General features: G+C 72.9%; 18 protein-coding genes. 5 read left to right on the top strand and 13 right to left on the bottom strand.

Annotated features, from left to right (window positions below):
• Window positions 1–98: 98 nt before the first annotated feature.
• The 4 genes from IF23_RS0123445 to IF23_RS0123430 all read right to left on the bottom strand — a co-directional run bounded on the left by IF23_RS0123445 (window position 99) and on the right by IF23_RS0123430 (window position 4302).
• On the bottom strand, window positions 99–1043 hold the full coding sequence (locus IF23_RS0123445) for an ornithine cyclodeaminase family protein (protein WP_037679389.1): 945 nt from the start codon (window positions 1041–1043) through the stop codon (window positions 99–101).
• Entirely contained in the window at window positions 1040–2428 is a 1389-nt protein-coding gene (locus IF23_RS35460; RefSeq protein ID WP_078654196.1) for a nitrilase-related carbon-nitrogen hydrolase, read from the bottom strand. The genes IF23_RS0123445 and IF23_RS35460 overlap by 4 nt, the downstream gene beginning before the upstream one ends.
• A 125-nt stretch (window positions 2429–2553) precedes the next feature.
• Window positions 2554–3294 (bottom strand): DUF4097 family beta strand repeat-containing protein, encoded by a 741-nt coding sequence (locus IF23_RS0123435; RefSeq protein ID WP_245655073.1) that lies wholly within the window; start codon window positions 3292–3294, stop codon window positions 2554–2556.
• A gap of 75 nt (window positions 3295–3369) precedes the next feature.
• Complete coding sequence (locus IF23_RS0123430; protein ID WP_425423880.1) at window positions 3370–4302, bottom strand: SGNH/GDSL hydrolase family protein; 933 nt, start codon at window positions 4300–4302, stop codon at window positions 3370–3372.
• A 387-nt stretch (window positions 4303–4689) separates the two neighbouring features.
• On the opposite strand from IF23_RS0123430, the gene IF23_RS0123425 reads away from it, so the two are divergent.
• Entirely contained in the window at window positions 4690–5184 is a 495-nt protein-coding gene (locus IF23_RS0123425) for a DUF3145 domain-containing protein (protein ID WP_030286807.1), read from the top strand.
• A 52-nt stretch (window positions 5185–5236) separates the two neighbouring features.
• Window positions 5237–6115, top strand: a complete 879-nt coding sequence (locus tag IF23_RS0123420) for an NAD(P)-dependent oxidoreductase (protein WP_030286805.1) — start codon at window positions 5237–5239, stop codon at window positions 6113–6115.
• Window positions 6116–6185: 70 nt separating this feature from the next.
• On the opposite strand, the gene IF23_RS0123415 is transcribed toward IF23_RS0123420, so the two are convergent.
• From IF23_RS0123415 to IF23_RS0123395, 5 genes are all read right to left on the bottom strand, one after another.
• Window positions 6186–7451, bottom strand: a complete 1266-nt coding sequence (locus IF23_RS0123415; RefSeq protein WP_030286803.1) for a beta-ketoacyl-[acyl-carrier-protein] synthase family protein — start codon at window positions 7449–7451, stop codon at window positions 6186–6188.
• Between the two features lie 74 nt (window positions 7452–7525).
• Window positions 7526–7774: an acyl carrier protein gene (locus tag IF23_RS0123410; RefSeq protein WP_030286801.1), complete on the bottom strand. Its 249-nt coding sequence runs from the start codon at window positions 7772–7774 to the stop codon at window positions 7526–7528.
• 101 nt (window positions 7775–7875) lie between these two features.
• Window positions 7876–8922 carry a ketoacyl-ACP synthase III gene (locus IF23_RS0123405; protein WP_030286799.1) on the bottom strand — a complete coding sequence of 349 codons (1047 nt, stop codon included), beginning with the start codon at window positions 8920–8922 and terminating at the stop codon, window positions 7876–7878.
• Window positions 8919–9890, bottom strand: a complete 972-nt coding sequence (locus IF23_RS0123400) for an ACP S-malonyltransferase (protein WP_037679386.1) — start codon at window positions 9888–9890, stop codon at window positions 8919–8921. Before IF23_RS0123400 ends, IF23_RS0123405 begins: the two co-directional genes overlap by 4 nt.
• A gap of 89 nt (window positions 9891–9979) precedes the next feature.
• Entirely contained in the window at window positions 9980–11164 is a 1185-nt protein-coding gene (locus tag IF23_RS0123395) for a PucR family transcriptional regulator (protein ID WP_030286795.1), read from the bottom strand.
• 57 nt (window positions 11165–11221) lie between these two features.
• On the opposite strand from IF23_RS0123395, the gene IF23_RS0123390 reads away from it, so the two are divergent.
• Window positions 11222–11893, top strand: a complete 672-nt coding sequence (locus tag IF23_RS0123390; protein ID WP_030286792.1) for a pirin family protein — start codon at window positions 11222–11224, stop codon at window positions 11891–11893.
• A 137-nt stretch (window positions 11894–12030) separates the two neighbouring features.
• On the opposite strand, the gene IF23_RS0123385 is transcribed toward IF23_RS0123390, so the two are convergent.
• On the bottom strand, window positions 12031–12858 hold the full coding sequence (locus IF23_RS0123385; protein WP_030286790.1) for a serine hydrolase domain-containing protein: 828 nt from the start codon (window positions 12856–12858) through the stop codon (window positions 12031–12033).
• A gap of 253 nt (window positions 12859–13111) precedes the next feature.
• Here IF23_RS0123385 and IF23_RS0123380 point away from each other — a divergent pair, with 253 nt between their 5' ends.
• Together IF23_RS0123380 and IF23_RS0123375 are read left to right on the top strand one after the other, a co-directional pair.
• The gene (locus IF23_RS0123380) at window positions 13112–13633 is read left to right on the top strand and encodes a MerR family transcriptional regulator (RefSeq protein ID WP_030286788.1); all 522 of its coding nucleotides are present in this window, start codon (window positions 13112–13114) and stop codon (window positions 13631–13633) included.
• Window positions 13634–13639: 6 nt separating this feature from the next.
• Window positions 13640–14656, top strand: a complete 1017-nt coding sequence (locus IF23_RS0123375) for an aldo/keto reductase (RefSeq protein ID WP_030286786.1) — start codon at window positions 13640–13642, stop codon at window positions 14654–14656.
• Between the two features lie 134 nt (window positions 14657–14790).
• Here the strand turns inward: IF23_RS0123375 and IF23_RS0123370 are convergent, their stop codons facing one another.
• From IF23_RS0123370 to IF23_RS0123360, 3 genes are all read right to left on the bottom strand, one after another.
• Entirely contained in the window at window positions 14791–15954 is a 1164-nt protein-coding gene (locus IF23_RS0123370; protein WP_030286783.1) for an alpha/beta hydrolase, read from the bottom strand.
• Window positions 15955–16180: 226 nt separating this feature from the next.
• Window positions 16181–16861, bottom strand: coding sequence for a response regulator (locus IF23_RS0123365; RefSeq protein ID WP_030286781.1), 681 nt, complete (start codon window positions 16859–16861; stop codon window positions 16181–16183).
• The gene (locus IF23_RS0123360; protein ID WP_030286780.1) at window positions 16858–18213 is read right to left on the bottom strand and encodes a sensor histidine kinase; all 1356 of its coding nucleotides are present in this window, start codon (window positions 18211–18213) and stop codon (window positions 16858–16860) included. The genes IF23_RS0123365 and IF23_RS0123360 overlap by 4 nt, the downstream gene beginning before the upstream one ends.
• Window positions 18214–18309 lie beyond the last annotated feature (96 nt).

The following is an 18309-nucleotide window of genomic DNA, read 5'->3' as shown; positions in this document are numbered from 1 at the left end:
ACGGCGGGCGGGCGCGCGGCGGGCGGGCCGGACGACACGCACCCCGCGGGGGCGCCGGGCCCGGGCTCCCGCCGGGAACGCCCCGCCCGGCGGCCCCGTCAGCCCTGCTCCCGGCACCTCCTCACCAGTTCCGCCGCCACCGCGACCTCCGTGCCCGCCAGGCCGACCGACGAGAACAGGGTGATCGCCTCGGCGTCGGTCCGGCCCGGCGCGGAGCCCGCCAGGACCGCGCCGAGTGCCGTCAGCGGTGCCGGGCCCAGCAGATGACCGGTGCCGTACGCCCCGGCCTGGGCCGGGGAATCGGTGACGATCACCGCTGCCCGCGCCGCCAGCTCCGGCGGTATCTCGTGGTGGGCGGGGGACTTGGGGCCGAGCGTGCTCAGATGGGTGCCCGGCGCCACCCACTCCGCCTCCAGCACCGGCCGCGGACTGTTCGTCGCCACGATGACCACGTCCTGCCCGGCCACCGCCTCCCGCACCTCCCGCGCCACCCGGACCGGCAGCCCCAACTCCGCCTCGACCCGGGCGGCGAACCGTTCGGCGCGCTCCCTCCGCCTCCCGCAGACCGTGACCGTCTCGGGCCGCAGCGGGCCCGCCGCCAGCGCCCAGAGCTGGGTCCACGCCTGCGGGCCCGTGCCGATCAGCCCGCAACGGACCGCGTCCGGCCGGGCCAGGGCCTCGACCGCCACCGCCCCGATCGCGCCCGTCCGCCGCGGCCCCAGCTCCGCGCCGTGCACCGCCGCCAGCAGCGCACCGCTCGCGGTGTCCCAGACCGCCACCAGCTGATCGCCACCGCCGGTCCCGTACGCGCGAAAGCCGTGCAGCCCCGCGCCCGCCAACTGCCCGGCGGTGAACACCAGCTCCTGTTCGCCCAGCTTGGCGCGGAGGCGGGGCGGTGCGGCCAGCCCTCCGGCGTGGTGCTCCAGCAGCGCACGCCGCACCGCCCGTACCGCGCACGGCGCGTCCAGCAACTCCCGTACCTCGGCGTCCCCCAACAGCACCGGACCGGTCAACTCCGCCCCCAGGTCGTGGTCTTCGCTCATGCCAGCTCCTTCGGTCCGTACAGCGCGGCGTCCGCGCCCGTCTCCAGTGCCCAGTAGCGGTCGCCGTACGACCAGTGCCACCACTCCGTCGGGTAGTTGACCAGCCCGGCGGCCGTCAGCGTGGCGCCCAGCGTCCGCCGGGCCCGCCGCGCCGCCGCGGGTATGCCGGGCGCCGCGGTGTAGCAGGCGCCGTCGCTCTCCTCCGGCGAGGCGTTCAGCCGGGTGCCCATGTCGACCGGGGTGCCGTCGGCGGTGGTCAGGATCAGGTCCGCGGCGCCGCCCGCGGCGTGCGGGGCGATCTCCGGCGGCGAGACGTACCGGGACGCCGCGGAGCGCACCTGCTCCGCCGACCGGTCGGGGTGCTCCTTGCGCAGTGTGTCGGCGTACTCCTCGAAGTAGCGCCGCTGGAGGGCGGGTGGGCGGTACCCCTCGGCCAGCCGGAGCCGCAGACCGTCCGGAAGCGCCCGCTCCGCGGTGAGCAGCCGCTCCAGCACCCCGGACCGCAGGTGCGCCGCGGCGCCGTCCGCCGTCTGCCCCGCCCCGGGCGCCAGCAGCCCCGGCGCCGCCTCCCGTACGTCCACCAGCGGCTCCCCGCACTCGCGGACCGGCACCGCGGCCACCGCCGGGTCCGCCATCAGCACGACGGCGTCACGGACATCGGCCAGCACCAGCTCGCCCTCGTCCGGACAGTCCGCCCCCGGTCCGGCCGATGCCACCCGGCGGCCGTCCGGCAGCCAGGCGCCGCTGAGCCCGCAGCCCGGGCCGGAGGCGCCGCTGCCGGTGCCCGCGCCGTTGGCGAGCAGCACATGGAGACCGTTGTCCCGCGCCCGCTGCGGATACTTCGTCAGGCTCTCCGGCGAGCAGTGGAACGAACTGGCCAGATACACCCGGCAGCCGTCCGCCGCGGCGTGCTCGGCCAGCTCCGGGAAGGAGTTGTCGTAGCAGGTGGCGAGGGCGAAGTGGACGCCGCCGAGCCGGAACCGGCCCTCGGCGCGGCCCGGGGTGAAGAGGTCGCCCTCCCGGCCGGACAGATGCAGCTTCGTGTAGCGCGTCAGCAGCGCGCCGTCCGGACCGAAGACGAACGAGGTGATGCCCGGTATGCCGGTCGTGACGCCGGGCTCACGCGCGGGGAGGTTCACCACCGCCGCGACACCGTGGGCCCGGCACGCCTCCCGGACCGGCGCCAGCCGCGCGTCGTCCGGCGTGAGGGCGAGGTCCGGATCGGCCGCGAAGGCGTCCAGGTCGTACTGGGTGAGAGCCAGCTCGGCGAAGACGACCAGGGCCACACCGAGGTCGGCGGCGCGGGCGAGGAGGGCGGCCATGCGCGTGGCGTTGGCCGCGATGTCGTGGCGGCGGGACGGGAATTGGGCTGCGGCGATCAACATGCCGTCATCATGCATCCGCGCAACTCACCCGCGCAGAGCCTGTGGAAAACTCCCGTCCGGCAGGCGGACCCGCAGGTCGGGAGGGTGGTCGGCGGACCGCACCGCCGACCGGCCCCGGCCCGTTCTCAGGAGGTCGCCAGCACCGACACATCCCCGCCGCTGGTCCGCGCCTCCACCCGGCGACGGGCGTCCGGGTCCGTCGGCACCGTGACCTTCCGGTCCCCGCCGCTGGTCGTGGCCTCCACGTCGTATGTGCTCTTCGGCAGCCGGATCGTGACGTCGCCGCCGCTGGTGGTGCCCACCACGTCATCGGGCACGGTGGTGAACGTGGCGCTCACGCTGCCGCCGCTGGTCTTCGCCCGCGCCTTGTGCGCGGCGACGTCGTCCAGGGTGACGTCCCCGCCGCTGGTCTCCGCGGCGACGGAACCCGCCGTACCGCGCACGGTGACGTCCCCGCCGCTGGTGTGCAGATCGACCGCCGTCGCCCGCGGCACCTGCACCCGGTAGCTCACCGTGCAGTTGTCGCCCAGCCCCCGGCACACCGCGGCGTCCAGCGTCAGCCCGCCGTCCGCGACGGAGTGCGTCGGCGCCGGACGGTCGCCGTGGTACGAGTACTTCTCCGTGACGCGCACCGGACCGCTGCCGTTCGTCGCCACCACCTCGATGGAACCGCCCGACGTCTTGGCCGTCACCGACCGGACGTCACCGGAGACGGAGTACGTCCGCTCCCCGGACTTCGACGGCCCGATCCCGCCCGAGCAGCCGGTCAGCGCGGCAGCCGCCGCGACGCAGGTCAGGACGGGAGCGGTGGTACGGAGACGGGCCATGGTGAGATTCCCCCAGAAGTCGACGGCGAGACCGGTCACCGCAGATCATCCGGCACGGTCGCACCGGGGCGCCTCATGCCACAGGACGATCGAACCCGGACGGCGCAGCCAGGGTCATGCCACCGGTCCCTTACGGGTGATCGTCCGGAACGCCATCTCCGCCAGCTCCCCCTGGCCGCGGACACCGGGATGGAACCAGTCCCAGCTGCTCAACTGCCGTTCCGTGAAGCGGTAGTCGAAGACCTCCGGGTCGAAGCGGCACAGGGAGTCCTCGGCGCAGACCTCCTCCAGCGCCTTGTTGTACGCCTTGACGCGGTCGCGTACCTCTTCGCGGCGCTCGGTCGCCGTGTCCGTCAGATCGTCCGGGTCGCGCAGCATCGAGCCGCAGATCCCCAGCTGCCACACCTGCTTGCCGAGCGGGTTCTTCCGCCCCTCCGACCACAGGCGCATCAGGTCGGGTACGGCCGCGATGTACACCTGCGTCCGGGGCAGCGTCTTCCGCAGCTTCTTCATCGCCCGGGTGAAGTCGGCGCGGAAGGCGCTGGCCGGGGTCATCGCGTGGACCTCGCTGCGGCAGGCGTCGTTGGCGCCGATCAGGACCGTCACCAGCTCGGGCCGGTGCGCCTCGGCCGCGTCGACCTGATCCGGCAGATCGCTCATCAGCGCGCCGGTGCGGGCGAGGTTCCAGCTGTGGCCCGCCGGGCGCTCCAGCAGCCGCCGCGCGAGGCTGTCGACCTCGGGGGAGGTCCCCGTCGACCAGGAGACCTCCGGGCAGTCGGAGAGCACCGTGCAGGCGTCGAAGCCGACGGTGATGGAGTCGCCGAGCGCCGCGATCGACGCCGGGGCGGTGCGCCACACGGGGGCGGGCCTGGCGGACGGCGCGGACGCCTTCGGGCTCGGCCGCGCCGTCGGTGCGCCGGAGCCGTCCTCGCTGCACGCGGTCACGGAGAGCAGCAGCGCACCGGCGGCGAGGGCGGCGCCCGCGCGGCGCCGCACGCCCCCTGCCGAACCGTTCCGCCCGGGGAGAGCCACCTCAGCGGAGCGCATCCGGAAGAAAGCCGTACGCCGAGAGGAGAACGACCGGTCGATCTCTGTCATCCCCTGTCCCCTCCGGCCCGTGGGTGATATCTCTTCGAAGTACCGACGGTACGTCACCCCTGGGCCGGCACCGCGGGAAAGCCCCGGTCCGGGGCCGCCGCGCCCTGGCCCGAACGGGTACGCACCGACGGCGTAAACCTCTGTCAACCCGTCATTTCCTGTCCTTTTTACGGCAGATTGCGGCATATTGAGCCCAATGGTGTTTACTGTAGGTCACCTGGCAGGCCGGTGCCGCAACGCCCACCGGGGCGGACCGTCGGCACCCGCCCCGGCCGCCGACGGCGCGGGCACGAGGCCGCCGGGGAAGGCGAACCTCGAACCGCACTGGAGGTCCCGGTGACGACCCGTGGAGTTCTGTACGTCCACTCCGCACCCCGCGCGCTCTGCCCCCATGTCGAATGGGCCGTCGCGGGCGTCCTCGGCGTACGCGTCACCCTCGACTGGATCGCCCAGCCCGCCGCCCCCGGCACCTGGAGAGCCGAATTCTCCTGGCAGGGCGCCGTCGGCACCGCCTCCAAGCTCGCCTCCGCGCTGCGCGGCTGGCATCTGCTGCGCTTCGAGGTCACCGCCGAACCCTGCGCCACGGCCGAGGGCGAGCGCTACAGCTCCACGCCCGACCTGGGTATCTTCCACGCCGTCACCGGAATCCACGGCGACATCCTCATCCCCGAGGACCGGCTGCGCGCCGCCGTCGTCCGCGCCGAGGGCGGTGAGAGCGACCTCGCCGCCGAGGTCGCCCGCCTCCTCGGCAAGCCCTGGGACGACGAACTGGAGCCCTTCCGGCACGCCGGTGAGGGCGCCCCCGTCCGCTGGCTGCATCAAGTCGTCTGACCGCTCCGCCGCGCCTTGCCTTCGAGCGCACTCGAAGTCCTAGCGTGCGGACATGGCTGAACACATCTCTGTGGCGGTGCTCGGCACCGGCATCATGGGCACGGCGATGGCCCGCAACCTCGCCCGCGCCGGATACGACGTCCGCGCCTGGAACCGCACCCGCGCCCGGGCCGAACCCCTCACCGCCGACGGCGTCCGCGTCACCGACACCCCGGCCGAGGCGGTCGACGGCGCGGACACCGTCCTCACCATGCTCCTCGACGGCCCCGCCGTCCTCCACGCGATGACGGCGGCGGCACCGCGCCTCGCCCGCGGCACCCTCTGGCTCCAGATGAGCACCGTCGGCACCGAGGGCACCACCCCGCTCGCGGACCTCGCCGCCACCCACGGCCTCCGCTACGTCGACGCCCCCGTCCTGGGCACCAAGGCCCCCGCGGAACAGGGCCAACTGACCGTCCTCGCCGCCGGACCGGCCGACGTCCGCGAACAGGCCGCCGCCGTCTTCGACGTCGTCGGACGCACCACCCGCTGGGTCGGCGACGACGGCGCGAGCGGCCTCGCCTCGCGCCTCAAACTCGTCATCAACAGCTGGGTGCTGACGGTCATCAACGGCGCGGGGGAGGCGCTGGCACTCGCCAAGGGCCTCGGCGTCGATCCGTACGACTTCCTGGGCGCGGTCGAGGGCGGGCCGCTCGATCTGCCGTATCTGCGGATGAAGTCCGAGCTGATCCTCTCCGGTGCACTCCTGCCACCGAGCTTCACGGTCAGCGCGGGACTCAAGGACGCCCGGCTGATCGGGGAGGCCGCCGGGGCGGCCGGTGTCCGCATGGACCTCGCCGACGCCGCCGCCGAACGGCTGCGCCGGGCCGAGGAACTGGGCCACGGCGGCGAGGACGGCGCGGCCGCCTACTACGCCTCCTTCGGCGACTGACCGCACCACCCATGCAGAAGGCCCGCCCGGTCGTGGTGACCGGGCGGGCCCTCGTACGTCAGGGGTGCGTTCAGACGGTGCGGAACGCGAGCACGACGTTGTGACCGCCGAAGCCGAACGAGTCGTTCAGCGCCGCGATGCGGCCCTCGGCGGGCAGCTTGCGGGGCTCGTCGCGGATGATGTCGACGTCGATCTCGGGGTCGAGGTTCTCGACGTTGATCGTCGGCGGGGCCACCCGGTGGTACACCGACAGGATCGACGCGACGGACTCGACACCACCGGCGCCACCCAGGAGGTGACCGGTCATCGACTTGGTGCTGGCGACGGCGATGTGGTCGGTGTCGTCACCGAAGACCTTGCGCAGCGCCTTCAGCTCGGCGAGGTCACCCTGCGGCGTCGAGGTCGCGTGCGCGTTGACGTGCACGATCTCGGACGGGTCCAGGTCGCTGTTGTCGAGCAGGCTCTGCAGCGCGTGCGCGATGCCGTTGCCCGACGGCTCGGGCTGCACGATGTCGTGGCTGTCGGCGGAGATGCCCTGGCCGACGGCCTCGGCGTAGACCCGCGCACCGCGCCTGGCGGCGTGCTCCGCGGACTCCAGCACGACCACACCGGCGCCCTCACCGAGGACGAAACCGTTGCGCGCGGAGTCGAAGGGGCGGGAGGCGCCCTGCGGGTCGTCGTTCGACTTCGACATCGCCATCATGTTGCCGAACGCGGCGATCGGCAGCGGGTGGATCGCCGCCTCCGTACCGCCCGCGACCACGATGTCCGCACGGCCGGTGCGGATCATCTCGATGGCGTAGCCGATCGCCTCGGAGCCGGACGCACAGGCGCTGACGGGGGTGTGCACACCCGCGCGGGCGTTGACGGCCAGGCCGACGTTGGCGGACGGGCCGTTCGGCATCAGCATCGGCACGGTGTGCGGGGAGACGCGGCGGACGCCCTTCTCCTTCAGCACGTCGTACTGACCGAGCAGGGTCGTCACGCCGCCGATGCCGGAGGCGATGACGGTGCCGAGCCGGTCGGGGTCGACCGAGGTGTCCTCGCCCGCCTTACCGGTGAAACCGGCGTCGGCCCACGCCTCACGGGCCGCGATCAGCGCGAACTGCGCCGAGCGGTCCAGCTTGCGGGCCTGCGGCTTGGGGATGATCTCACCGGGGTCCACCGCCGCACGGGCGGCGATACGGACCGGGAGGTCAGCTGCCCAGTCCTCGTCCAGGGTGCCCACACCGGACCGGCCGGCGAGCAGGGCGTCCCAGGTCGAAGCGCTGTCGCCACCCAGCGGTGTGGTTGCGCCGATACCGGTGACGACCACGGTGCGATTGGTCGCGTTCACGGGAATTCTTACTCCACGGGTAGAGGGGTCTGAATACGGCGCCACCGCGGGGTGGCGACATGCGCAGAGCTGGATCAGCTCTGGTGCTTGAGGATGTAATCGGTCGCGTCGCCGACGGTCTTGAGGTTCTTGACGTCGTCGTCGGGGATCTTCACGTCGAAGCGCTCCTCGGCGGCGACGACGACCTCGACCATGGACAGCGAGTCGACATCGAGGTCGTCGGTGAAGGACTTGTCCACCTGGACGTCCTCGGTGGGGATCCCGGCGATCTCGTTCACGATCTCGGCGAGACCAGCGACGATCTCTTCCTTGGTGGCGGCCATGATGGCGCTCCTTGGTGTTCTAGTGGTAACTGACGGGGTGAAGCTGGGCGCGCAGCGGCCGGCACATCGGGGGGACGGACGGCGCGCTGCGCAGATCTTGCTTAGGGGAGGGTAACGACCGTAGCGGCGTAAACGAGACCCGCCCCGAAGCCGATGACCAGCGCGGTGTCGCCGCTCTTGGCCTGACCGGTCGCCAACAGCCGCTCCATGGCGAGCGGGATGGAGGCGGCGGAAGTGTTGCCGGTGGTCTCCACGTCACGGGCGACCGTGACGCTCTCCGGCAGCTTCAGCGTCTTCACCATCGAATCGATGATCCGCATATTCGCCTGGTGCGGAATGAAGACATCCAGGTCGTCCGGGCTGACTCCGGCCGCGTCCAGCGCCTGCTGGGCGACCTTCGCCATCTCGAACACCGCCCACCGGAAGACCGCCTGGCCCTCCTGGGTGATGGCGGGGTAGCGGATGGCCTCGGGGGCCGTCCGCTCCTCGGGACCGTCGCCGCCGGGCACCGGCGTGGTGCGGTACGCGTCCCAGGGGATGGTCTGCTTGATCGTTTCCGCTTTGTCGCCCTCGGAGCCCCAGACGGTCGGGCCGATCGCGGGCTGCTTGGCGGGACCGACGATGACCGCGCCCGCACCGTCACCGAACAGGAAGGCCGTCGCACGGTCCTCCAGATCGGTGAGGTCCGACAGCCGCTCCACGCCGATGACCAGCACATACTCGGCGGAGCCCTCGGTGACCATGCCCTTGGCGAGGGTCAGGCCGTAGCCGAAGCCCGCGCAGCCGGCCGAGATGTCGAACGCCGCGGGACGGCCCGCACCGATACGGTGCGCGATCTCCGTCGCGATGGCCGGGGTCTGCTTGAAGTGCGAGACGGTGGAGACGACGACCGCGCCGATCTGCTCGGGCGCGATACCCGCGTCGGCGATGGCCTTGCCCGCCGCCTCGACCGACATGACGGCGACGGTCTCCTCCGGGCCCGCCCAGTGCCGGGTGGCGATGCCGGACCGCGAGCGGATCCACTCGTCGGAGGAGTCGATGTGCTTGAGGATCTCCTCGTTGGGCACCACACGGGTCGGGCGGTAGCCGCCGACACCCATGATCCGGGCGTACTCGGCGCCCTTCGAGGGCTTGATCTTCGAGGTCATGCGCGGGCTCCTTCTTCGGCCGACGGGTCGGCGACCGGAGAGCTGTGCTCCGCGATCAGGGTGCGGGCCGCGTCGAGGTCGTCGGGGGTCTTGAGGGCGAGCGTCTTCACACCGGGGAGGGCGCGCTTGGCCAGACCGACGAGCGTGCCGCCCGGCGCCGCCTCGATGAGTGCGGTGACGCCCAGCTCCTTGAACGTCTCCATGCACAGGTCCCAGCGCACCGGGTTCGCCACCTGACCCACCAGGCGCTGCACCAGCTCGTCGCCGGTGGCGACGGTGCGGCCGTCCTTGTTGGAGACGTAGCGGGTGTGCGGGTCGGTGACGTCCAGCTCGCCGACCGCGGACTCCAGCGCCGCCACGGCGGGCGCCATGTGGTGGGTGTGGAAGGCGCCCGCCACCTTCAGCGGGACGACCCGCCGGGTGCCCTCGGGCTTGTCCGCGACGAGGGCCGCGATCTGCTCGGCGGTGCCCGCCGCAACGATCTGACCGGCGCCGTTGACGTTCGCCGGGGTCAGCCCCAGCTTCTCCAGATGCGGCACGACGACGGACTCCTCGCCGCCGAGCAGCGCCGCCATGCCGGTCTCGGTGACGGCGGCGGCCTCGGCCATCGCCAGGCCACGCCGCCGGACCAGCCGCATCGCGGAGGTGTCGGTGAGCGTGCCGGTCAGTGCGGCGGCCGCCAGCTCGCCGACGCTGTGGCCGGCCGCGGCGCCGACGCGCGCGGTGAACTCCTCGGGCGTCGCGAACAGCTGCCGGGAGGAGATCAGTGCGGACGCCACCAGCAGCGGCTGTGCCACGGCGGTGTCGCGGATCTCGTCCGCGTCGGCGTTCGTGCCGTAGTGGATCAGATCCAGGTCGATGGCCGCGGACCACTCACGGAGCCGGTCTTCGACACCGGGGAGGTCGAGCCAGGGGGTCAGGAAGCCGGGCGTCTGAGCGCCTTGGCCGGGAGCGACGAGTACGAGCACCCTCACACTCTCTCTTGTGGGAGGTCCCGCCCGCCCGTGGGGACAGGGACGAAGAACCATCGGGGGAATTGTTGGTGTCCGACAAAAGTCTAGAGCTGCGATTCTCCGTCAGCCAGGCGCCCCAGAATCAGTGCGATACGCAGGGTGAAGGCCGAGCGGACATCGGACGGCGACCATCCGGTGACGTCCGTCACGCGTCGGAGCCGATAGCGCACGGTGTTCGGGTGCACGAACAGCATCCGCGCCGCGCCCTCCAGGCTGCTGGCCTGCTCCAGATAGACGCTCAGTGTTTCCAGGAGCGCGGAGCCCGCCTCCTCCAGCGGCCTGTAGATCTCCTCCACCAGCTGGTCGCGCGCCACCGGGTCCGACGCCATCGCGCGCTCCGGCAGCAGATCGTCGGCGAGCACCGGCCGCGGTGCGTCCGGCCAGGCGGCGCAGGCCCGCAGACCGGCGGCGGCGGCCTGCGCCGAGCGCGTCGCGGCGAGCAGGTCGGCGACGACCGGACCGGCCACCACCGGGCCCGCCGCGTACGGCCCGATCAGCGCCTTCGCCGCCTTGAGCGGGTTGTCGGAGCCACCGGCGATCACCACCAGGCGGCTGCCCAGGACGCCGGTCAGCACCTGGAGCTTGGCGTGCCGGGCGGCCCGGCGGATCGCCTCCACGGTCAGTTCGCTGTCGCCGTCGGGGGCGGTGCCCAGGACGACGCAGACGTGCTCGGGGGAGTTCCAGCCCAGGGCCGCGGCCCGGGAGACCGCGCCCTCGTCGGCCTCACCGGAGAGCACCGCGTTGACGACGAGCGACTCCAGCCGGGCGTCCCAGGCGCCACGCGCCTCGGCGGCCTGGGCGTAGACCTGAGCGGTGGCGAAGGCGATCTCGCGGGCGTAGACGAGCAGCGCTTCCCGCAGGACCGATTCGTCACCGGGGGCCGCGACCTCGTCGATCGCCGACTCCATGACCTCGATGGTCGTCCGGACCATCTCCACGGTCTGGCGCAGAGTGATCGCCCGGGTCAGCTCGCGCGGTGCGGTGCCGAAGACGTCGGTGCTGATCGCCTGGGGGGTCTCGGGATGCCGGAACCACTCGGTGAACGCGGCGATACCGGCCTGTGCCACCAGGCCGATCCAGGAGCGGTTCTCCGGTGGCATCGCGCGGTACCAGGGCAGCTGCGCGTCCATGCGGGCGATGGCTGCCGCGGCGAGTTTGCCGGACGACTGCTCCAGCCTGCGGAGGGTCGCCTGGTGCGGATGAGGGGCGCGCGATGCGGGTTCAGACACGGGACAAGACTGCCTTATCGGGTCGGGCACATGGCGCGGCGGGGCTACGGTGACTGCATGATTCAGGTGCACGCGGGCGCGGAACGCTATCGGGGCGGCGATCCGGAAACCGGCATCGAGACGCTCCACGCGTTCTCCTTCGGCCCCCATTACGACCCCGCCAACCTGCGGTTCGGCGCACTGATCGCCTGCAACGAGGAGCGGCTCGCCCCGGGCGCCGGATTCGACGAGCACCCGCACCGCGACACCGAGATCGTCACCTGGGTCGTCGAGGGTGAACTGACCCACCGCGACTCCACGGGACACGAGACGACGGTACGGCCGGGTGACCTGGCCCGGCTGACCGCCGCCGACGGCGTCCGGCACATCGAGCGCAACGACGGCCCCGCACCGCTGTGCTTCGTCCAGATGTGGCTGGCACCGACGGAGTTCGGCGGGACCCCCGCGTACGACGTGGTGCGCGGCCTCGCCGACGACGCCCCGTACGCCGTCCCGCGCGCGGGGGCGACGGTGCGCATCCGCCGCCTCGCCCCCGGCGAAAGCACCGCCCTCCCGGCTGCGCCGCGGGTGTATGTGCAGGTGGTACGCGGCGAGGCGCGGCTGGGCGGGGAGGCGCTGGCGGCCGGTGACGCCGCGCGGCTCACCGACGAGAGCGGCGTACGGCTGCGGGCGGAGGGGTCCGCGGAGTGCCTGATCTGGGAGATGGGGGCGGAGCCGCGGTACGTGTGAACCGCGGGGCGGGGGAGCCGCGGTGTACGTGAGGGACCGGCGGTGTGCCGCGGGCGCTCCGCGGCACGGGGCGCGGCCGGTCGGGGACGGGCCGGGCGGTGGGCGGCCGGGACCTGCGGGGGCCCGGCCGCCGGATGTCAGGCGGCGTGCAGCTCGGCCAGGACCGCGTCGGTCAGCGGCGGCCAGACGTCGACGGCCCAGGGGCCGAAGGCCCGGTCGGTGAGCGCGACACAGGCGGCGCCGGTGCCGCCCGCCTCCGGGTCCACCCACAGGAACGTCCCGGACTGGCCGAAGTGGCCGAACGTCCGCGCCGACGACGAAGCGCCCGTCCAGTGCGGCGACTTCCCGTCGCGGATCTCGAACCCCAGCCCCCAGTCGTTGGGCTTCTGGTGGCCGTAGCCGGGCAGTACGCCGGTGAGCCCGGGGAAGACCACGGAGGTCGCGGCGGCGACGGTCTCCGGCGCGAGCAGCCGCGGCGCCTGGAGTTCGGCGGCGAAACGGATCAGGTCGGCGACGGTCGAGACACCGTCCTTGGCGGGGGAACCGGCCAGCTCCGTCGCGTCCATACCGAGCGGCTCCAACACCGCCTCCCGCAGGTACTGGGGGAAGGGGATGTCCGTGGCCTCGGCGATGTGGTCGCCCAGGGTCTCGAAACCGGCGTTGGAGTAGATCCGCCGGGTCCCCGGAGCGGCCATGGTGCGCTGCTCGTCGAAGGCGAGGCCGGAGGTGTGGGCGAGGAGGTGGCGCACGGTGGAGCCCTCGGGTCCGGCCGGTTCGTCCAGCTCGACCGCGCCCTCCTCGATCGCCACCAGCGCGGCATAGGCGGCCAGCGGCTTGGTCACCGAGGCCAGCGGGAAGCGGTGCTGCTGGGGCCCGCATGTCCCGGCGACGCTGCCATCGGCTCGTACGACGGCGGCCGCAGCGGTCGGCACCGGCCAGTTCTCGATCATCCGCAGGCTCTGCATGGGACGAGCCTAAAGGCCGCCCACCCGGCGACCACAGGCCGGTCCGTGCGGGACCTCTCCCGCACGGACGCCCCGGTCGGGGACGGAGCGACGACGGGCCCGGCCCGCGCCCGGGAGCCGGGAGGGGAGCGGCCCGGGCGGCTTCGGGTGTTCGCCAAATCCCGGTCAAGACCGTGCTTGCCTGGAGTGCACTCCAACTCTCTAGCGTTGAGTCATGTCGACGGGGGCGACAGCCGAACAGGGGAGACGCGGCATGACGGTGACGCAGAGCGAGCCGGTGATCGAGGAGACGGCGGCGGACGGCGGCGCGGTGTCCGTACAGCGGACGCCCGGCGGCCCGCAGTGGGCGGCACGCAGCTGCGCCCAGGAGGTGGTCCACCCGCGCCCGACCGGCCGGGACCGCTACTCGATCAGCGAGGTGGCGTCGTACACCGGGCTCAGCGCCCACACCCTGCGCTGGTACGAGCGGATCGGCCTGATGCCGCACGTCGACCGCAGCCACACCGGGCAGCGGCGCTTCACCAACCGGGATCTGGACTGGCTGGCGCTGGTCGCCAAGCTGCGGCTCACCGGTATGCCGGTCGCCGACATGGTGCGCTACGCCGAACTCGCCAAGGCCGGCGACGCCACCTTCGCCGAGCGGGAAGAGCTGCTGACCACGCACCGTGAGGACGTACGGCACCGCATCGCGGAGCTGCAGGACACCCTCGCCGTGCTCGACTACAAGATCGATATCTACGCCGACGCCCGACGCCGGGCGTCCGAGAGGGGCTGATCCGACATGGGGAGCGAGAAGATCGACACCGTGGAGCTGGGCACCGGCGGCCTCCGCGTCGGAGTGCAGGGCCTGGGTTGCATGGGCATGAGCTTCGCCTACGGCCCGACCGACGCCGACGCGGCACAGGAGACGCTGGAGCGCGCCCTGGAACTGGGCGTGACCCTCTACGACACCGCCGACCTCTATGGCAACGGCGAGAACGAGGAGTTCATCGGCCCCTTCATCCGCCGCCACCGCGACGAGGTCGTACTGGCCACCAAGTTCGCGCTGTCCCTCGACCCCGCCGACCCGCAGAAGCGCGTCATCCGCAACGACCGGCCCTACATCCGGCAGGCGGTCGAGGGCAGCCTGCGGCGCCTCGGTGTGGACACGATCGATCTCTACTACATGCACCGCCGTGACACCGCCGTCCCGATCGAGGAATCCGTCGGCGCGATGGCCGAGTTGGTCGCCGAGGGCAAGGTCAAGCACCTGGGGCTCAGCGAGGTGACCGCCTCCGAACTGCGCGCCGCCCAGGAGGTGCACCCGATCGCCGCGCTCCAGTCCGAGTGGTCGCTCTTCAGCCGCGACGTGGAGAACGGCGTGGTCGCTGCCGCCGCCGAGCTGGGCGTGGGCTTCGTGCCGTACTCGCCGCTCGGCCGCGGGTTCCTGACCGGTTCCTTCGTCAGCGCGGAGAAGGAGCTGGGCCAGGACGACTTCCGCCGCCAGCAGCCGCGCTTCACCGGCGACAACGCGGCGGCCAACGCCGCACTTCTGGAGCCCGTCCACGCCCTCGCCGCCGCGCACGGTGCGACGCCCGGGCAGATCGCGTTGGCCTGGGTCCAGCAGCGGGCCGAGGTGCACGGTCTCGGCGTGGTGCCGATCCCCGGCACCCGCAGGCGCAGCCGTATCGAGGAGAACACCGCCGCCACCCGCATCCGGCTCACGGCGGAGGAGCTGGCACTTCTGGAGCCCATCGCGGGGAAGGTCGCGGGGGACCGGTACGCGGACATGACATTCACCTCTGCCGGACGGGAGTGACGGACGGGTATGGGGGAGGGGGGACCCTCGCCGTGGGGACGGGGACGCCTCGCCTGGTGGGCCGCCGCCGAGCGGGCCACCGGGCGAGGGTGGTCGGTGGCCCGCACCCGAACCAGTCGTTGACCGGGGCGGGTTCAGGTGACGACCGAGTAGTGGCCGAGCGTGATGGCGGCGAAGTTGCGCAGGGAATCGGTGCCCGGGGCGAGATAGCCGGTGTGGCCCTCGGCCCGTAGCGCCGAGACCCGCCGCGCGCCGAACGCCGGATCGGTGGGGTCCTCGCCGTGCCCCAGCCCCAGGATGCCGACGTGCGGGACGTTGCCTATCCAGTCCGTGGCGTCCCGCGCGGCCCAGACCTGGGCGTAGCCGTCCACCTCGGTGGCGGAGGGGCGGCGCACACCGGGGGAGCCGAAGAGGATCAGATCCCGCGCGGTGTGGCCCAGGACCGGCCCGGCCAGACCGCAGACGACCGAGCCGTAGCTGTGGCACAGCAGCGCCGGTGCCGGGACGCCCACCGTGGCCAGCCCGGACAGGAAGCGCACCAGCCGGGGCGCACCGGCTTCGGCGAGCCGCCCGGTCGCGGCATCCGGCCCCAGACCGACCGGGGTGGTGTACCCCGTCCAGGCGATCACGGCCGTCCGGACCCCCGGGGCGTCGGCGGCCATCCGGGCGCGCAGGGAGGTCGCCATCCCCGTCGGTGTGCCGTACGGGTCGTGGCCGCGGTCGAAGGTGGTCAGGTCGATGTCGGAGCCGGGCACGATCACGGCGGTGCGCTCCGCTTTCGTCAGATCGCCGTGTACCTCCGCTATCTGACCGCGACCGCGTGGGTCGAAGGCGAGGATCTGCCTTCCGGGCGCGAGCAGTTCGGCGCAGCGGTCGGCCGCCCGGCGTGCCGCCCGGTGGTCCTGCAGGGTGCCGCCGGGGTCGGTTGACAGCGCCTGCTGATGGTCCCGCTCGGCCTTCAGCGCAAGGGAGTTGGCCTGGTACCGCAGGGCTACCGGGGCGCCGTCGAGGTTGCCGACGGTCAGGGGGTGCCGCACCGCGAGGAGGTGCTGCTCGGCGCCGGTCAGCCGGTGGAAGAAGCGGGCCACCTCGGTCGGAGTGGTCGTCGCCGGGTCCGGCAGCCGGACGCCGAGGGAGTGGTCCGCGCGCCAGGCGGCGGCGCCCGGTGCGGGGCCGGTCACGGCGGTCTCGGCGGAGCCCGCGGCCCAGCCGCCCGTGCCCCCGGCGACGAGCGCGACGAGCGCCGCGGTGATCAGCGCGCGTCGGCCGCGTCGGCCGGTGGATCGGAACAGTGCCATGGTGTCTCCTTCGTGCGGTGGTGCGACGGAAGGAAACGTAGAAAGGCGTCGGGTGGGACGGCGTCACCCCTCGGAGCCAACTCCCGGGTGATACCGCAGTAGGGGGTAGGGCGCCGGGTCCCCCTTGAGTACCACCCGTCCATCCTGTGCCGAGGGACGGCAGTTGACCTACGGGCACGCTGCGGCGCGGGCCGCTCGGGCGGGGCCTCCCGATGCCCGCGCCGTCTCAGCGTTCGCCCGGTGTGACCAACCCCGACTCGTACGCGAAGATGACCGCCTGCGCCCGGTCGCGCAGCTCCAACTTGGCGAGCACCCGCCCGATATGGGTCTTCACGGTCTGCTCGGCGAGGACCAGCGCGTCGGCGATCTCCTGGTTGGAGAGGCCGCGGGCGATCAGCTTCAGCACCTCCGTCTCCCGCGGGGTGAGGCCGTTGAGCCGCAGCGCGGTGGCGTCCTTGCGGGGCGCCGGGCCCTGACGGGCGAAGTCCGCGATCAGCCGACGGGTCACGGACGGGGCGAGCAGGGCCTCACCTGCGGCGACGATCCGGACCGCGGCGATGAGATCGGCGGGCGGGGCGTCCTTGAGGAGAAACCCCGAGGCACCGGCGCGCAGCGCCTCGTAGACGTAGTCGTCGACATCGAACGTGGTCAGCATCAGCACCTTCGGACGGTGGGTGACGCCCGGCGGTGGGGAGAGCAGCTGCCGGGCCGCCTCCAGGCCGTCCATCTGCGGCATCCGCACATCCATCAGCACCACATCCGGGTGCGTACGGCGGCTCAGCTCGACGCCCTGGGCGCCGTCCGGGGCATCGCCGACCACGTCGATGTCGCTCTGCGCGGCGAGCAGCGCGGCGAAGCCTGCCCGCACCATGGCCTGGTCATCGACGATGATCACTCGTGTGGTCATGGGGAGTCGGGGTCCTTGTCGATCAGAAAGGGCAGGGGCAGCGGGAGTTGGGCGGCGATCATGAAGCCGCCGTCGGGCAGGGGCCCGGTGGACAGGGAGCCCTTCACCAGCCGCACCCGCTCGCGCATCCCCACGAGACCGTGTCCGGTGCCCGAGGTCTCCCATGCGGTGGACGGGGTCGGCGGCGGGCCGTTGAGGACCACCACCGTCAGCACCATGCCGTCCGTGGAGCGCACCACCGACACCCGGGTGCGGGCCCCGGGGGCGTGCCGCACCACGTTGGCCAGGGCTTCCTGGACGATGCGGTAGGCCGACAGGGCCACCGCGGGCTCCGGTTCCACCGGCTCGTCGGGCAGCGTCAACTCGACCGGCACACCCGCCCGTATGGTGGCCTCGACCAGCCGCGGCAGCTCGTCCAGACCCGGCTGCGGAGCCTTCTCCGGACCGGCGTCCCGCTCTGCCTCCGCGCTGCGCAACACCCCCAGCAGCCGCCGCATCTCCGTCAGCGACTCCCGCGCCGTCGTCGCGATGGCGGCGAACTCCTCCTGGGCCTGCGGGGGTATGCCCTCGATGCGGTACGGTGCGCTGTCCGCCTGGACGGTGATCACCGACATGTGGTGGGCGACCACGTCGTGCAGCTCGCGGGCGATCCGGGCCCGCTCCTCCAGCAGGGTGCGGCGGGCCCGCTCCGCCTCGCTGATCGTCTCCTGCTCCCGCAACTTCCGCCGGGCGTCGCCGCGTTCCCGCACCACGAGGCCGATCAGCAGCAACACGCCAGCCAGGACGAACATCAGCATCCAGGTGTTGTCGCTGCGGCGGGGCGTCAGCGGCTCCAGGAGGACGCCCACCACGCCCGTCGTCGCCCAGACCGTGGCCAGCGTCCGGCGGCTCTCCCGCTGGGACAGCGGCACCATCAGCGCCAGATAGCCGATGATCGCCGCCGGTGGCCACGGCCAGACCTGCGTCTGCGGGGACAGGGAGAGCAGCACCGCGCACAGCACATCGGCGCCGAAGATCACCCACCACGCCGACAGCGGCCGGACCACCGCCATCAGCAGCGGCAGCGTCTGCGCCGCCCCGAAGAGCGCCGCCAGGGCGCCGTTCATGCCGTAGTTCTCGCCCAGATTGTGTACGCCGACCGGCATCAGCACGATGGTGAGGAGGACAGCGAGGACGTACGGGAGGCGGCGGACCCAGATGCTGCGGGCCGTGCCGAGCAGCGGTGTGCCGGGCCGGTCCCCCAGGCCGAGGAGCGTGGCCAGACCCCGGCGGGCCGCGCGCAGGGCGGGCTCCCGGGCCGGTGCGCGCGCCGCGCCGGTGCCGGTGGGGGAAGGGGAAGCGTCTCGGATCATCGCGCAGTCAATGTAAGCGGAGGGCGATGACCCGAACGTCATACCGGAGTGCGGAGCTGCACCCCTACCACGGTATGACCCGCGGAGTTCCGGCAG

It is taken from the genome of Streptomyces catenulae (assembly GCF_000718015.1).
In the GTDB taxonomy this organism is placed as follows: Bacteria; Actinomycetota; Actinomycetes; order Streptomycetales; family Streptomycetaceae; genus Streptomyces; species Streptomyces catenulae.
This window is presented reverse-complemented; position numbering and strand designations above follow the sequence as displayed.

What these genes read in the sequence shown, in the direction of transcription:
- IF23_RS0123445 (WP_037679389.1), bottom strand. Translation starts at nt 1,043, where the DNA reads ATGAGCGAAGACCACGACCTGGGGGCGGAGTTGACCGGTCCGGTGCTG.
- IF23_RS35460 (WP_078654196.1), bottom strand. Translation starts at nt 2,428, where the DNA reads ATGTTGATCGCCGCAGCCCAATTCCCGTCCCGCCGCCACGACATCGCG.
- IF23_RS0123430 (WP_425423880.1), bottom strand. Translation starts at nt 4,302, where the DNA reads ATGCGCTCCGCTGAGGTGGCTCTCCCCGGGCGGAACGGTTCGGCAGGG.
- IF23_RS0123420 (WP_030286805.1), top strand. Translation starts at nt 5,237, where the DNA reads ATGGCTGAACACATCTCTGTGGCGGTGCTCGGCACCGGCATCATGGGC.
- IF23_RS0123410 (WP_030286801.1), bottom strand. Translation starts at nt 7,774, where the DNA reads ATGGCCGCCACCAAGGAAGAGATCGTCGCTGGTCTCGCCGAGATCGTG.
- IF23_RS0123405 (WP_030286799.1), bottom strand. Translation starts at nt 8,922, where the DNA reads ATGACCTCGAAGATCAAGCCCTCGAAGGGCGCCGAGTACGCCCGGATC.
- IF23_RS0123390 (WP_030286792.1), top strand. Translation starts at nt 11,222, where the DNA reads ATGATTCAGGTGCACGCGGGCGCGGAACGCTATCGGGGCGGCGATCCG.
- IF23_RS0123385 (WP_030286790.1), bottom strand. Translation starts at nt 12,858, where the DNA reads ATGCAGAGCCTGCGGATGATCGAGAACTGGCCGGTGCCGACCGCTGCG.
- IF23_RS0123380 (WP_030286788.1), top strand. Translation starts at nt 13,112, where the DNA reads ATGACGGTGACGCAGAGCGAGCCGGTGATCGAGGAGACGGCGGCGGAC.
- IF23_RS0123375 (WP_030286786.1), top strand. Translation starts at nt 13,640, where the DNA reads ATGGGGAGCGAGAAGATCGACACCGTGGAGCTGGGCACCGGCGGCCTC.
- IF23_RS0123370 (WP_030286783.1), bottom strand. Translation starts at nt 15,954, where the DNA reads ATGGCACTGTTCCGATCCACCGGCCGACGCGGCCGACGCGCGCTGATC.
- IF23_RS0123365 (WP_030286781.1), bottom strand. Translation starts at nt 16,861, where the DNA reads ATGACCACACGAGTGATCATCGTCGATGACCAGGCCATGGTGCGGGCA.
- IF23_RS0123360 (WP_030286780.1), bottom strand. Translation starts at nt 18,213, where the DNA reads ATGATCCGAGACGCTTCCCCTTCCCCCACCGGCACCGGCGCGGCGCGC.